At 71.6% G+C, this 13,281-nt stretch carries 13 protein-coding genes; 4 read left to right on the forward strand and 9 right to left on the reverse strand.

What is annotated here, in order from left to right; genetic code table 11:
* Positions 1 to 42: 42 nt before the first annotated feature.
* The 3 genes from CA984_RS36385 to CA984_RS46660 all read right to left on the reverse strand — a co-directional run bounded on the left by CA984_RS36385 (position 43) and on the right by CA984_RS46660 (position 3,257).
* Positions 43 to 1,251 carry an inorganic phosphate transporter gene (locus CA984_RS36385; RefSeq protein WP_242676369.1) on the reverse strand — a complete coding sequence of 403 codons (1,209 nt, stop codon included), beginning with the start codon at positions 1,249 to 1,251 and terminating at the stop codon, positions 43 to 45.
* Positions 1,252 to 1,365: 114 nt separating this feature from the next.
* Positions 1,366 to 2,823, reverse strand: coding sequence for a flavin-containing monooxygenase (locus CA984_RS36390; RefSeq protein WP_207621165.1), 1,458 nt, complete (start codon positions 2,821 to 2,823; stop codon positions 1,366 to 1,368).
* 266 nt (positions 2,824 to 3,089) lie between these two features.
* Positions 3,090 to 3,257, reverse strand: coding sequence for a hypothetical protein (locus tag CA984_RS46660; RefSeq protein WP_165781540.1), 168 nt, complete (start codon positions 3,255 to 3,257; stop codon positions 3,090 to 3,092).
* Between the two features lie 144 nt (positions 3,258 to 3,401).
* On the opposite strand from CA984_RS46660, the gene CA984_RS36395 reads away from it, so the two are divergent.
* Together CA984_RS36395 and CA984_RS36400 are read left to right on the forward strand one after the other, a co-directional pair.
* Positions 3,402 to 4,160 (forward strand): SURF1 family protein, encoded by a 759-nt coding sequence (locus CA984_RS36395; RefSeq protein ID WP_086577949.1) that lies wholly within the window; start codon positions 3,402 to 3,404, stop codon positions 4,158 to 4,160.
* A gap of 43 nt (positions 4,161 to 4,203) precedes the next feature.
* Positions 4,204 to 4,527, forward strand: a complete 324-nt coding sequence (locus CA984_RS36400; RefSeq protein WP_242676370.1) for a DUF3817 domain-containing protein — start codon at positions 4,204 to 4,206, stop codon at positions 4,525 to 4,527.
* A gap of 130 nt (positions 4,528 to 4,657) precedes the next feature.
* Here the strand turns inward: CA984_RS36400 and CA984_RS36405 are convergent, their stop codons facing one another.
* The 4 genes from CA984_RS36405 to CA984_RS36420 form a co-directional block, all read right to left on the reverse strand.
* The gene (locus CA984_RS36405; RefSeq protein ID WP_012888270.1) at positions 4,658 to 4,849 is read right to left on the reverse strand and encodes a hypothetical protein; all 192 of its coding nucleotides are present in this window, start codon (positions 4,847 to 4,849) and stop codon (positions 4,658 to 4,660) included.
* A 106-nt stretch (positions 4,850 to 4,955) separates the two neighbouring features.
* Entirely contained in the window at positions 4,956 to 5,927 is a 972-nt protein-coding gene (locus CA984_RS36410) for an LLM class F420-dependent oxidoreductase (protein ID WP_086577950.1), read from the reverse strand.
* A complete protein-coding gene (locus tag CA984_RS36415; protein WP_086577951.1) occupies positions 5,924 to 7,093 on the reverse strand; it encodes an acetyl-CoA C-acyltransferase in 1,170 nt (389 codons plus the stop codon). The genes CA984_RS36410 and CA984_RS36415 overlap by 4 nt, the downstream gene beginning before the upstream one ends.
* Before the next feature lie 88 nt (positions 7,094 to 7,181).
* The gene (locus CA984_RS36420) at positions 7,182 to 8,633 is read right to left on the reverse strand and encodes a carotenoid oxygenase family protein (protein WP_086577952.1); all 1,452 of its coding nucleotides are present in this window, start codon (positions 8,631 to 8,633) and stop codon (positions 7,182 to 7,184) included.
* A gap of 153 nt (positions 8,634 to 8,786) precedes the next feature.
* Between CA984_RS36420 and CA984_RS36425 the strand changes: the two genes are divergently transcribed.
* Positions 8,787 to 9,707, forward strand: a complete 921-nt coding sequence (locus tag CA984_RS36425; RefSeq protein ID WP_133061881.1) for a winged helix-turn-helix transcriptional regulator — start codon at positions 8,787 to 8,789, stop codon at positions 9,705 to 9,707.
* Positions 9,708 to 9,777: 70 nt separating this feature from the next.
* Positions 9,778 to 11,139, forward strand: a complete 1,362-nt coding sequence (locus CA984_RS36430) for an MFS transporter (protein ID WP_086577954.1) — start codon at positions 9,778 to 9,780, stop codon at positions 11,137 to 11,139.
* A 91-nt stretch (positions 11,140 to 11,230) separates the two neighbouring features.
* Here CA984_RS36430 and CA984_RS36435 read toward each other — a convergent pair whose 3' ends face one another.
* Positions 11,231 to 12,616, reverse strand: coding sequence for a protein kinase family protein (locus tag CA984_RS36435; protein WP_086577955.1), 1,386 nt, complete (start codon positions 12,614 to 12,616; stop codon positions 11,231 to 11,233).
* A partial coding sequence (locus CA984_RS46665; RefSeq protein WP_207621166.1) for a hypothetical protein occupies positions 12,609 to 13,281 on the reverse strand: 673 nt, incomplete at its 5' end. The genes CA984_RS36435 and CA984_RS46665, both read right to left, overlap by 8 nt.

A 13,281-nucleotide genomic window follows, 5' to 3' on the forward strand; every position in this document is an offset into this window, starting at 1 on the left:
CGCCGGTGGACGGGGCGGGGAGCCCCCCGGGCGGTGGGCCGCTTACGCCGTCGGCTCCTTCCCCTGCGCCGACTCCCCGGTCTGTGCCGCCCCGTCCACCGGCGCGGGCTCCTGGGCGAAGGCCGGGGGCATCCCGTGCTCCGTCCACTCGGCGTTGACGTTGGAGGCGTTGACCGGCCTCATGTCCGCGGCCACGTAGATCTCCAGGGCGAAGGCCATCGCCGCCACGAACATCACGGCGACGCCGGGGAACCCCCCGATGGCCTGGGCGCCCTTCCACGCGGCCGCCCCCACCAGGGCGGACGCCGGCAGGGTGATCAGCCACACCGCCGCCATCCGGGACACCAGGCCCCACCGGATCCTGCGCCTTCCCAGTCCCGAGCCCAGGATCGAGCCGCAGCACACGTGGGTGGTCGCCAGCGGGAAGCCGACGTTCGACGCGGCGAGGATCATCGTGGCCGAGGACGTCTCGGCGGCGAACCCCTGCGGGCTCGCGATGTCCGTCAGCCCCTTGCCGACGGTCCGGATGATCCGCCATCCGCCGACATAGGTCCCCAGGGCCATCGTGGCCGCGCTGCTCACGATCACCCACGTCGGCACGGTGGCGCCGTCGCCGGCCGCGCCGCCGGCGATCAGCGCCAGCGTGATGACGCCCATGGTGTTCTGGGCGTCGTTGCTGCCGTGGGCCAGCGACACCAGTGAGGCCGAGCCGATCTGCCCGATCCGGAACCCCCGGTCGCGCAGGTGGCCGGGCACGTTCCTGGTGATCCTGTAGACGAGGTAGGTGCCGGTGGCCGCTACGGGAACGGCCGCCAGCGGCGAGAAGACCGCCGGGACGAGGACGTCCGACACGATCTTCTGGCCATGGACCGCGGAGGCGCCCGCCGAGACGAGGGTCGCCCCCACCACGCCGCCGATGAGGGCGTGGGACGAGCTTGACGGAAGGCCGAAGTACCAGGTCACCAGGTTCCACACCAGGCCGCCCAGCAGGCCGGCGAAGACGACCGTCAGCGTGATCGCGTCACCGTCGACGATCCTCTCGGCGATCGTGGCCACCACCTTCAGTGACAGGAAGGCTCCGACGAAGTTCAGGACGGCCGCCAGCGCGACGGCCATGTGCGGCCGCAGCGCTCCGGTCACGATGGACGTCGCCATCGCGTTGGCGGTGTCATGGAACCCGTTGCTGAAGGCGAAGGCCAGCGCCGTCGCGACCACGACGGCCAGCAGCAGCGGGCCTACGTCCATACCCATGCCCTGATCTGCTTCGGCGATGGGTAATCCACGTTTCCCGTAAAATTCAGAACCCGCCGTGACGGCGAGGGCCCGGCTCCGCCTGCTCGGCCGTGCCCGGAGGGGCGCCGTGGATCAACGGATGAGCTCGTAGGCCTCGGGCCGCATCCTCCGGGTGCGCGCCCAGTACTCGAAGGTGAAGCCCGGCCAGACCGTCCGGTTGACGCCGTGCTCGTCCAGATACCAGCTCCTGCAGCCGCCCTCGTTCCAGACCAGGTCGTGCAGGCGGCTCTGGAGGCGGTCGTTGAACTCGCGCTGTACCTCGGGCCGGACGTCCAGGGCTCTGGCCCCGGTCCTCGACAGCAGGCGCAGGCAGTCGATCACGTAGCGGACCTGGGACTCGATCATGAAGACGACCGAGTTGTGGCCCAGGCCGGTGTTGGGGCCGAGCAGGAAGAACAGGTTCGGGAACCCGGCGGTGGTGATCCCGTAGTAGGCCTCGATGCCGTCCTGCCAGGCCTCCTGGATCTTCCGCCCGTTCCTGCCGACGATCCGCTGCTCGTTCAGCGCGTCGGTGACCTTGAACCCGGTGCCGTAGACGATCACGTCCACCTCGATCTCCCGGCCGGTGGAGTCGATGATCGAGTTCTCCCGGATCTCGGCCGTCCCGTCGGTGATCACTTCGACGTTGTCCCTGCCCAGGGCGGGATAGTAGTCGTTGGAGATGAGGATGCGCTTGCAGCCGATCGTGTAGTCGGGGGTCAGCTTGGCGCGCAGTTCCGGGTCGGGGACCTGCCTGGCCAGGTGGCGCAGGGCCATCGTCTGGTGCGGCTTCATCAGGCGCGGGTCGATGGTGAAGCCGAGCGCGCGGGTCTCCAGGGCCCAGTAGATCGAGTTGCGCAGCGCCCGCGCGGCGCCGGGCAGGGCGAGGGCCTTCTTCATCCGGGGCGAGATGGGGAAGTCGGGCTTGGACTGGATCCACGGGGGCGTCCGCTGGAACAGGTGGAGCCGGGAGACCTGCCGGGCGATCCGCGGCACGAACTGGACGGCCGAGGCGCCGGTGCCGATCACCGCGACCCGCTTGCCGGTCAGGTCCACCGAGTGGTCCCACTCGGCAGAGTGGAAGGAGGGGCCCCGGAAGCTCTCGCGGCCCGGGATCTCCGGGAGTGACGGCACGTGCAGCGCGCCGATCCCCGAGACCACCGCGTTGGTGGTGAACGCCTCGCCGTCGCCGGTGCTCACCCGCCAGTGGCCGGCGTCGTCGTCGTACTCCAGCCCGACGACTTCCTTGCCGAACCGGAAGTGCGGTGCCAGGCCGTACTTGGCGACGCATGCCCGCATGTAGTCCCAGATCTCGGTCTGCGGGGAGAACATGCGCGACCAGCCGGGGTTGAGCTCGAAGGAGAAGGAGTACATGTGCGAGGGGACGTCGCAGGCGCAGCCCGGGTAGGTGTTGTCCCGCCAGGTGCCGCCGATGTCGGCCGCCTTCTCCAGGATCACGAAGTCGTGGTAGCCGGCTTCCTTCAGCTTGATCGCCATGCCCAGCCCGGCGAAGCCGGAGCCGATGATCGTTATCCCGGGACGCGTGCTCATACGGTCTCCCTGCTGGCTCTCCTGGCGGCGCATGGGTCTGGAGCCTCCTGGCGTACGGCGCGGCCCCGGCGACGAGGGTGCTCCGCACTATTGGACGACTTGTCCAATGTAATTGGCGGATCCCCGCGCCGTCCATACTCGGGGCCGGTGAGTCGCTTCACACCGACTGGTCGGTATGTATCGTTCCCCGGGTGGCGTGGAAACTCTCTCGAGGAACGCGAAAAGCGCCGAGGGCGATGCCGTCGGCGCTGTCGGTCGTCCGATCCCTAGAGGATCAGATAGGCGGCTATGGCGGCGACGACCAGCACCGCGACCACCACGGCGATCGGCACGGCCGGCGACCGCTTCTGGGGGGCGGCCTCGGGCTCCTTCCGCTGAGCGAAGGCGCGGAACTGCTGGGTGTTGCCGGCCGGGTCAATCTGAGGATCAGACATGGGGTCGACTTTAGCGATACGGGATGCCCCGCGACACCGATTTGTGCCACTTTCGCGGAGCGCCGGTGACGCGTGGGACCTGCGACACCCCTGCGGCGCGGTACTGGGGACAGGACCGCCGACCGGGGCGGATAGCGTGGTGTCATGCTCCGGATCCTGTTCTCTCCTCGCGTGCTGGTGCTCCACCTGCTCGCGATCGGAGCGCTTGTCGTGTGCGGACTGCTCGGCCGCTGGCAGCTCGGCGTCTTCGAGGACTCCGGCAAGCCCCAGGCGACCCGGGACCCCGCCCCGGTGGCGGTCGGCACCCTCACCCAGCCCGGCAGGCACCTGACGAGTGACGCGGTCAGCCGCCAGGTGACGGCGGAGGGGACCTTCGACGGGTCCAAGCAGCTCCTGGTGGCCGAACGGGACGGCGGCCTGTGGCTGCTCACCCCGCTCGACCTCGGCGACGGCACCTCGATCCCCGTCGTGCGCGGCTGGGTGCCCCGGGCCGGCGATCCGGCCGTCGCCGTACCGGCGGGCAAGGTGACCGTCACCGGACGGCTGCAGCCCTCGGAGGCCACCGACAGCGTGCAGCGCCGTATCCGGCAACTGCCGCAGGGCCAGGTGCTGACCGTGTCGTCGGCCGAACTGGTCAACCTGTGGCGGGGCGCGAAACTGCGCGACGGGTTCGTGGTGGCCGGTGCGCAGTCACCGGCCCCGGCCGTCGCGGCCAAGCCGGTGAGCGTGCCCCCTCCGACCGTGTCCGGCGCCATCACCTGGCGCAACCTCGCCTACGCCGCCCAGTGGTGGATCTTCGGCCTGTTCGCGGTCTTCATGTGGTGGCACTTCGTGCGCGACATCCTGCGCGGCCGTACGGCGGAGCGGGAGCAGGAGCCCGGCCCCGAACCGGCCGCGGCCTGAGGCCGCATATCGTTTCAGTGTCCGAACCCCAAGACCGAGGTAGATGACCGTGGACTCCGCCCTCAAGCCCTTCCGCATCCTGGCGTACGTCGTCGGCGTGATGCTGCTCGTCCTGGTCACGTGCATCGTGCTCAGGTACGGGTTCGACATCGAGGGCCCGTCGAAGATCGTCTCTCCGATCCACGGCTTCCTCTACATGCTGTACCTGGTGGCCACGATGAACCTGGGCATGAAGGCCCGCTGGTCGTGGCCGTACATCGTGGGCGTGATGCTGGCGGGCACCGTGCCGCTGCTGTCGTTCGTGTTCGAGCGCAAGGTCACCCGGCGCGTGGAGGCCGAGCTCGCGGCGGCCCCGACGCCCGCCTGACCCGCCGGCTCGCGGCGGCCCCGCTGCCGGGCCGCCCCGGCGTCCACCGGCTCACGGCCGCCCGCCGGCGGCTCACGGCCGGCGGACCGGGGCCCGCTCCCCGGCGGGAAGCGAGCCTTCCGGCACCGCGTCAGCGGCCCAGGCCGCGCCTGCGGGCGCGCTTGAGCCGCTCGCGCTGGGACGGATCGAGCATCAGGTATCCGACGACCGGGGCGGCGACGACGCCCAGGACGACCAGCAGGGTCAGCCAACCGGGCAGGAGCAGCCACGCCAGGACCACAGCTACCCCGGCGCCGATCGCGTATTTCTGGACGGGCGACATCCTCAACATCCTCCGAACGCGGAGCCGACGCCCCGCCTCTGTTCATTCTGTGTCGTCCGTCCAACGCGTGGGCGCGTCGCCGCGTTCCGTCCGAGATATATCGTGATTACCCGGCCAGCGCCCTGAGCGTCGCGACACCGCCGGGGTCGGCGTCCGTCGCGGCGGGTACCAGGGCCACCTCGTCCACGCCCGCCTCGGCGTAGGCGTCGAGACGCTCGCGCACCGCCCCCGCGTCGCCGAGGAGGGCGACCGACTCCAGCAGGCCGTCGGGGATGGCGGCCAGCAGTTCCCGGGGGTGCGGCCGGGTCCTGGCGAGCTCCACCACGTCCCCGAACCCGGCCTCGGCGAACATCTCGCCGTATCCCGGCGCGGCCAGGTAGCCGACGACGCCCCGCCGCATCCGGTCGACCGCCTCGCGGTCGGGGTCGACGGCGGCCGTCACCCAGGCCGCCACTCTCGGCGGGGGCCCCTCGGACGCGGTACGGAGGGCGGCGACCAGGCGGGCGGCGGAGGCCGGGGTGACCAGGTTGAGCACCATCCGGTCGGCCGTCGCGGCGGTCCGCACGGCGCAGGCGCCGAAGGCCGCCACGCTCAGCTCGGAGCGCGGGGCCGGGAGCCGGAGGCGGTAGCCGCGGCTGCTCAGGCATTCGCCCGCGAAATCCGATCTGTCACCGTCCAGCAGCGGCCTGAGCGCCCGCACCGCCTCCCGCAGCGCCGTCGCCGCCCGCGCCCGGGAGCGGCCGTGCCAGTCCTCCACGACCAGCGGGCTCGACGTCCCGACCGCCACATTGACCGGCCTCCCGACGAGGTCGGACACCGAGGCCACCCCCATGGCGATCATCATGGGATCCCGTACGGCGACCGCCAGCGGCCCGACGGTGAGCCCGATCCGCCCCGTGGCCAGCCCGACGGCGGTGGCCAGCGCGAACGCGTCGTAGGTGGCCATCTCGCCCACCCACAGCTCGCCGTACCCCAGCTCGTCGGCCGCCCTCGCCGTCAGCAGGGCCTCGCCGGCGGGCCGGTCCTGCCACAGGCCGAGCGAGACGCCCAGCTTCACGGGACCCGCCGCGGGCCTCATCCGACACGCTCCAGGAGGATCGCCGAACCGCTGCCCGCGGCGCCGCTGACGGCGGCGACGCCGTAGCGGGCCCGGCGGCGGTCGAGCTCGTCGAGACAGGCGGCGACGAGGAGGGCGCCGGTGGCGCCGAAGGCGTGACCCATGGCGATGGTGCCGCCGTTGACGTTGAAGCGGTCGTCGCCGACCCCCAGATCCCGCTGGAACTTCAGGCACAGGGCCGCGAAGGCCTCGGCGAACTCGTAGACCTCGACGTCGTCGGGGGTCAGCCCGGCCCCGGCGACGACCCGCTCGACCGCGAGCTGGCCCGCCGTGAGCATGGTGACGGGGTCGGTGGCGGCGGTCGCGGTGGCGACGATCCTGGCCCGGGGCGGCGTCCTCAGGGCCGTGGCGGCCCGCTCCGAGCCGACCAGGACCAGGCCCGCCGCGTCGCACAGGCTGGGGGAGGTCCCCCGGGTGTGCAGGTGGCGGATCTCACCGAGGTCGGGCCGGTGCCTGCGGACGATGGCGTCCTGGTCGTCCTGCCCGGCGAAGGCGGGGGCCATCGCGGTGAACGCCTCCAGGGTCAGCCCCGGCCGTACGTGCTCGTCGTGCCGGAGGTCGTTCACCGGCAGCAGCGAGCGCTCGTAGCGCCCGGCCGCCCAGGCCCGCGCCGCCAGGGTCTGGGTGCGCAGGCCGTAGGCGTCGAGCTCCTCGCGCCCGAAGCCCTCGGCCGTCGCGACCACGTCGGCCGCGATGCCCATGTGGATCGACCCGACCTTGTCCACGACCGCCGGATCCGCCCACAACGGCCCGCCGTCGGAGAACATCGGCACCCGGGAGACCGACTCGACCCCGCCGGCGATCACGGCGTCGCCCTGGCCCGACTCCACCAGCGCGAAGGCGGTGCGGATCGCGTCGACGCCAGAGGTGCAGTAGCGGTTGACGGTCATGCCCGGGGTGTCGAACCCGGCGGTCAGCGCGGCGGTCCGGGCCAGGTTGCCGCCCTGGTCGCCGTTCTGCGAGGCGCAGCCGACGACCATGTCGTCGGCCCGCTCGACGCCGGTCCGCTCGCGCAGGCCGTGCAGCAGCTTCTCCAGCATGGCCAGCGGTGTCACGCCGGCCAGCCCGCCACCCGGCCTGGCCTTGCCTCGCGGGGTCCGGACCGCGTCGTAGAGGTAGGCCGTCACCGGAGCGGCCCCCGCCGGCTCGCACGCGCCTGTGGCGTGCTCCGCGGGCTCCGGCGCGGCGCGGCGGGGCGGGTCGCGTGCGGCGGTCTCATCCGGCCCCGCCCTTCAGCTGGTCCGCGCGGACCCAGGTGGCGTGGAAGCCGAGCGGCACGCGCCGGGGAAGGACGATCCGGGCGACCGGTCCGGCGGTCAGGTCCGCGGCGTGCAGGACCTGCACCTCGGAGGTGCCCTCGCGTTCGTCGGTGACGAAGCTGACCAGGTAGCCGTCGTCCTCGGCGGTGGCGCCGTCACGCGGGGCGAACGGCGCCTCGCTGCCGTAGCGGTGCTCGCCGTAGGAGTAGGCCTCCTTGGCGCCGGTCACGTTGTCGTAGCGGACCAGGCCGTCGAAGAGGTTGGTGGCGGCGTCCTTGACCGAGACGTTGTAGGCGTAGCGCGACCTCCGGCCGGTCAGGCGGGCGTCGATCGACGGGAACTCGGTGTTGTGGTCCGGGTCGACGGACTCCTCGCGCGTCCGGCCGGTGCGCAGGTCGAACCGGTAGCGGTGCATCCGGGCGTCGAGCTTGAGGTAGGAGATCATCCGGGCCAGCGGGCTCCCGCTCCCGGCGGGCGCGGGCCGCGACACCCGGCACACGTCCATGACGATCTCGTCGCCCTCCTCCCACGCGTTGACGACGTGGTAGATGTAGCAGGGTTTCGCCTCGAACCAGCGGATCTCGTGCGCCTGGCCGCGGCGCGGGATGATCCCGAAACGGGAGGGCAGCTCCCGGTTGAAGGTCAGCTTGTAGCGGCCCTGCCGGGCGGCGTCCATGTCCTGGTAGAGCGGCAGGTCCATGAGGATCGCGTGGCCGGCGGTGATCGCCATGTCGTGCGGCAGCCGTGCCCCCGGCAGGTCCAGCTCCACGCAGTGCTCCACCCGGCCGCCGGCGCCGACCACCCCGTAGCGCAGATAGGGCCGGCGGGGCCCGTAGTCGAACCAGAACAGCTCCCCGGTCCGCTCGTCCAGCTTGGGGTGCGCCATGAAGTCGCCGGTCAGGGTGTCGAGGAAGGTCTCGACACCCAGCGTCTCCAGGCTGAGGGGGTCCATGCCGTACGGCGCGCCGCACAGGTACCAGGTGGTGAGGACCTTGCCCCGGTGGAAGATCACATCGGTGTTGGCGGAGTCCTTGAGGTTGAGCCCGCGGGTGTTGCCGAACGGATTGTCCTTGGGATTCTCCATGACGCCGGTCCAGAGTGACCTTCCGGCGGCCGACTCCGCCTCGAACGCCCTGGTCCTGACGTAGCGGTTGCGGTAGCGGGCCCTGCCGTTCTCGAAGTGCACGGCGTGCACCATGCCGTCCCCGTCGAACCAGTGGTAGCGCCCCCTGGCCGGGAACCGGGCGTTCGGCCCGTTGCGCAGGTAGACGCCGTTGAGATCCTTCGGGATCTCCCCGATGACCTTGAGGTTCTCCGCCGTGATCTCGTCCTGGACCGGGGCGTAGACGCCCATCAGGTACGGATTCGGCTCGCCCGACTCGTCGATGACCGCCACAGGTTCCGCCATACCCCGGAAGCTACGATAAAAGAAGTCAGCTCGTCAACGGTCATATGGTCCTGATCGTCCCGTCAAGGAGGGGGTCAAACTATCCACGGCAAGATCGAGTTGGTTAGCTTGGCACTTCATCAGCGGATTCGAGGCGGCACCGGAGGACGGATCGTGAGCGGCACCGAGCGGAGAACGGCGCGGGCTGAGCTCAGTGCGATCGGGCAGGCGCTGGCGATCCTGGGGGACCGGTGGGTCCTGCTCATCCTGCAGCGGGCCTTCCTGCTGCGGATCCGGACCTTCGCCGGGTGGCGGGACGCGCTGGGGATCTCCGAGTCGGTGCTCGCGGCCAGGCTCAAGGAGCTGGTCGACCACGGGATCTTCGAACTGGCCGCCTACCGCGACGGGCGGACGCGCTACGAATACCGGCTGACGGAGCGGGGACTGCGCCTGTGGACGCTGCTGGTGGCCATCCACTCATGGGAGCGGGACTGGGCGGACCGGGGACGGCTCCCGCCGCTCCTGCACCACCTGTGCGGCCACGCGGCGGAGCCGTACCTCGGGTGCGGCGCGTGCCGGGAACCGATGAGCGCCCGCGACACCCACACCGAGCCCGGCCCGCTGGCCACCTTCTCCCGGATCGGCCCGCCCCGCCGGCACCGGCGCACGGTCCGCCCCGACGCCGCCCCCGACCTGATCGGCTACTGCCCGGACTCGATGGAGATCCTCGGCGATCGCTGGAGCACCAGCATCCTGGCCGGCGCCTTCCTGGGCACCCGCCGTTTCGTCGACTTCCAGGCGGGCCTCGGCATCGCCCCCTCGGTCCTCACCGACCGCCTGCGCCGCTTCGTCGAGCTCGGAGTGTTCGACCCGCGCCCCGACGGCTCCTACCGCCTCACCGACAAGGGCCTGGCCTTCTTCGAGGTCTTCGCCTTCCTGGTCGACTGGGCCCAGCACGAGCTCCCCGCCCCCGAAGGCTCCGCCCTGGCCATCACCCACCGCCCCTGCGGCGCCGCCCTCGACCCGGTCCTGCTCTGCACGGCCTGCGCCCGGCCCCTGCGCCGCCGGGAGGTGCGCTTCGTCCTGGACGGCTAGGTGTGCCCGGTCATGACGCCGGTGACAGCAGGTCACGAAGACCCCCCGACCACAACGGAGGAGACGGGTTGTGAGCAGCACCGGAACAGGTCCTCACCTCGGTGGGGAAGGGCCGCCGGAGCGTCCGCGGGGCGAGCGGCGGGTCGTCGCCGACATCCTCAGGGGATCGGTCGGCAATCTCATCGAGTGGTACGACTGGTACACCTACGCCGCCTTCGCGATCTACTTCGCGCCCGTCTTCTTCCCCAAGGGGGACTCGACGGCACAGCTGCTGAACACCGCCGCCGTATTCGCGGTCGGCTTCCTCATGCGGCCGCTGGGCGGATGGCTGCTCGGCAGGTACGCCGACCGCTACGGCCGCCGCAACGGCCTGACGCTGTCGGTCCTCATGATGGCGGCCGGATCCCTGATCATCACGGTGACTCCCGGCCACTCCTCCATCGGCGTCATGGCCCCGGTGCTCCTCGTGGCGGCCCGGCTGCTGCAGGGCCTCTCGGTCGGAGGGGAGTACTCCACCTCCGCCACCTACCTCTCCGAGGTCGCCACCCCGGGGAGACGCGGCTTCTACTCGAGCTTCCAGTACGTCACGCTCGTCGCGGGGCAGCTGGTCGCGCTCACCGTGCAGATCATCCTGCAGCAGGTGCTCACCGCCGGCCAGATGCAGGACTGGGGCTGGCGCATCGCCTTCGGCATCGGCGCGCTCGGGGCGCTGGCGGTCATGTGGCTGCGTCGCGGCATGGAGGAGTCGGAGAGTTTCACCAGCCAGTCCCGGGCCGCCGGTCCGGTGCCCGGGCAGGGCGCGCTCCGCACTTTGACGGGGTATCCGAAGGAGGTCTTCACCGTCGTGGGGCTGACCCTCGGCGGGACCGTCGCCTTCTACACCTACACCACGTACATGCAGAAGTTCATGGTGAACACGGCGGGCATGGAGAAGGAGACGGTCTCCTGGATCAACTTCCTGGCCCTGCTCGTCTTCATCTGCCTGCAGCCGATCGCCGGAGGGCTGTCCGACCGGATCGGCCGCCGCCCGCTGCTGATGTTCTTCGGCGTCGGCGGGACGCTGCTCACCGTGCCGATCCTCAGGCTGCTGTCCGGCGCCGGCAGCCCGGTGGAGGCGTTCTTCCTGATGCTGTCGGCCCTGTTCTTCGTGACCGGATACACCTCGATCAACGCGGTGGTGAAGGCGGAGATGTTCCCGACCCACATCCGGGCGCTCGGGGTCGGCCTGCCGTACGCGGTCACGGTGGCGCTCTTCGGCGGCACCGCGGAGTACGTGGCCCTCTGGTTCAAGCAGGCCGGCAACGAATCCCTGTTCTTCTGGTACGTCGCCGGGTGCGTGCTGGTCTCCCTCGTCGTGTACGTCCGGATGTGGGAGACCTCCCGCGGGTCCCGCATCGACGGCCGGCAGCCGGATACGGCCACCACGTCATGAGACGGCTTGAGGACCGGACCGGACCGGTCTCGGCCGGGCGGCTGGACCCATGGGGTCGCGGCACGCCGGTCCCCGGCGAGGGGGCGGTCGTTCAACCCTTGCGGGCCAGCGCTTCTGCGATCCACTTCGCCGCGTCGGCCGCGTCCTTCTCCGTCTGGCCCGAGCTGTTCCGGCCCGCGCCGCGCTGGTATTCGATCGTGACCAGTAGGTTGCTCATTCTGAAGACGATCCCCACCGCGTGTTCGCTGCTCGTGTCGAGCGTTCCGGTGTAAGCCTCCTGGCCGATTCCCCGGATAGGGGCGGGTGGGGTTCGGACAGCGCCGTCGGCGTCTGTCCCGGCGTTCCGTTCGGCCGCCTCGAGATTGGCTACGAAGGCGTTGTGGGCCTTCTTCCTCTCGGTCCCGTCGGACCGGGGAGGAAAGATTTTGATCTTGTAAGAGATCAGATAGCGGAGGTTCGCAGGCTGGCTGCTGTCGGCTGTCCCCCAACCGCACTCGGTGGCGCTTTCGAGGAAGGCGCGGTCGGCGAGATAGAGCTTTGCCAGCTGGTCCTTCGACAGGAGACCGCAGGGCCGCGGGATGGCGGTGAACGACGTGGGCTCCGCCGGTGGAACCGGCTCCAGGCCGGAGGGGGCGAGGTCGGCAGGCCGGGGCCAGAGCCAGAAGGCGCCTGCGGCGACGGCCGTGGCGGCCGCGACGATGACGAGGAGTCCGCGCCGGGAGCGGGAGGCGGCGGAGCGGGAGGCGATCCGCTCAAGGGACCGCTCAAGGGAAAGGCGGACCGAGGTGGCGTCGGGCCGGCGGGCGGGGTCGGCCGACAGCAGGCCTTCCACGAGCGGGGCCAACGGCCCCGAACCGGTGGTCGGACCGGCGGCGGGGGCGGCCAGCGGGGTCCCGTCCGCCATGCGGGGGACGGTCCGGGATCCGGTGTCCGGCGCCCGGCCCTCGATGGCCGTGAACAGGGTAATGCCCAGGTCGCGTAGGTCACCGGCGGGTACGGGGTCCGCCACGCCGGTCAGCACGATCCGGCCGTCAGGGGTGAGCAGCACCGTCTCGGGCGTGGCCGCGAGGTGGAAGCCCCGCTCGTGGGCAACGGTCAGCGTGTCCAGCACCCGCAGGCCGATCTCGGCCGCGCGCTCGGAGGGGAGCGGCCCGTCGGAGCGGACGGCCTGGATCAGCGAACGGCCCTCGACCGACTCCAGGACCAGCCACATCCGGTCGGATGCGGAGATCACGTCGTGAAGGGTGGCGATGCCGGGGTGCCGGAGGTCGGCCGCCACACGGATCTGGCCGAGCAGCCAGTCATGGTGCGGTCCTGGAGGCGGGAGCCGTACCTCGGTGATCGTGACGTCGCGGTTGAGCAGCTCGTCGCGGGCCCGCCAGGCGGTGCCCGCGCGGTCGCGGCGCTCCAGCAGCCGGTAGCGCCCGGCCAGCAGGTTCGGATCGCTCATGCCCGGCGGGGCGGTGCCCTCAGTCACGGCCGTTCAGCTCCTCGGCGACCAGGCGCGCGGTGCGGAGGGCGTGCTTGCGCAGCTCCGCGTCGGCGCGTGCGGCCTTCTCCGACGCGTTGACCTCGATCAGCAGGTTGCTCACCCGGAAGCGGACGATGGCGTGGGCCTGATCCAACGCGACGATGTCGTAGGAGAACGCCTCCGCCCCGACCCGGTCCACGTCTCTGAGGGGGCCGGTCGCTCCGAGGGGACCGGTCCCCTCATCGGCGGCGATCTTGGTGCGTTCGGCGGCGAAGAACTCGTGGGCCGCCTCAGGGGCGGTTCCCCCCGGCACGGCCGCATGGTGGGCGACGGAGACGCGCAGCCGGCGCACGTCGGACGGGCCGTCCCAACTGCAGTATGCCTCCTGGTCCCGCTCGGCCTTCATGTCCGTCGGCGTCGCTCCGGGCACCACGGCCCGGCTCTGCGCCCGGGTCAGCAGGGTGCACGGTTCGGGAGCGGCGGCGAACCGCCCCGCGCCCGGGTCGGAGGCGGTGGGAGAGGACGTGGGCGTCTCGGAGGCGCCCGGGGCCGTCACGAGCACCGCTGCCGCCACGCCCGCCGCCACCACCGCCAGCCCCGCCCCGACGAGCCATCCGGTACGGCGGGCCCCGGAGGGCGCCGGCTCCTCTCGCGCCGGGGACTGCGGGGAC

This window comes from Streptosporangium minutum (genome assembly GCF_002149035.1).
Classification (GTDB): Bacteria; Actinomycetota; Actinomycetes; order Streptosporangiales; family Streptosporangiaceae; genus Streptosporangium; species Streptosporangium minutum.

Bases quoted from the DNA above. Each gene is read 5' to 3' on its own strand.
- CA984_RS36410 (WP_086577950.1), bottom strand. From the start codon at position 5,927: ATGAGGCCCGCGGCGGGTCCCGTGAAGCTGGGCGTCTCGCTCGGCCTG.
- CA984_RS36385 (WP_242676369.1), bottom strand. From the start codon at position 1,251: ATGGGTATGGACGTAGGCCCGCTGCTGCTGGCCGTCGTGGTCGCGACG.
- CA984_RS36395 (WP_086577949.1), top strand. From the start codon at position 3,402: ATGCTCCGGATCCTGTTCTCTCCTCGCGTGCTGGTGCTCCACCTGCTC.
- CA984_RS36400 (WP_242676370.1), top strand. From the start codon at position 4,204: ATGACCGTGGACTCCGCCCTCAAGCCCTTCCGCATCCTGGCGTACGTC.
- CA984_RS46660 (WP_165781540.1), bottom strand. From the start codon at position 3,257: ATGTCTGATCCTCAGATTGACCCGGCCGGCAACACCCAGCAGTTCCGC.
- CA984_RS36405 (WP_012888270.1), bottom strand. From the start codon at position 4,849: ATGTCGCCCGTCCAGAAATACGCGATCGGCGCCGGGGTAGCTGTGGTC.
- CA984_RS36390 (WP_207621165.1), bottom strand. From the start codon at position 2,823: ATGAGCACGCGTCCCGGGATAACGATCATCGGCTCCGGCTTCGCCGGG.
- CA984_RS36420 (WP_086577952.1), bottom strand. From the start codon at position 8,633: ATGGCGGAACCTGTGGCGGTCATCGACGAGTCGGGCGAGCCGAATCCG.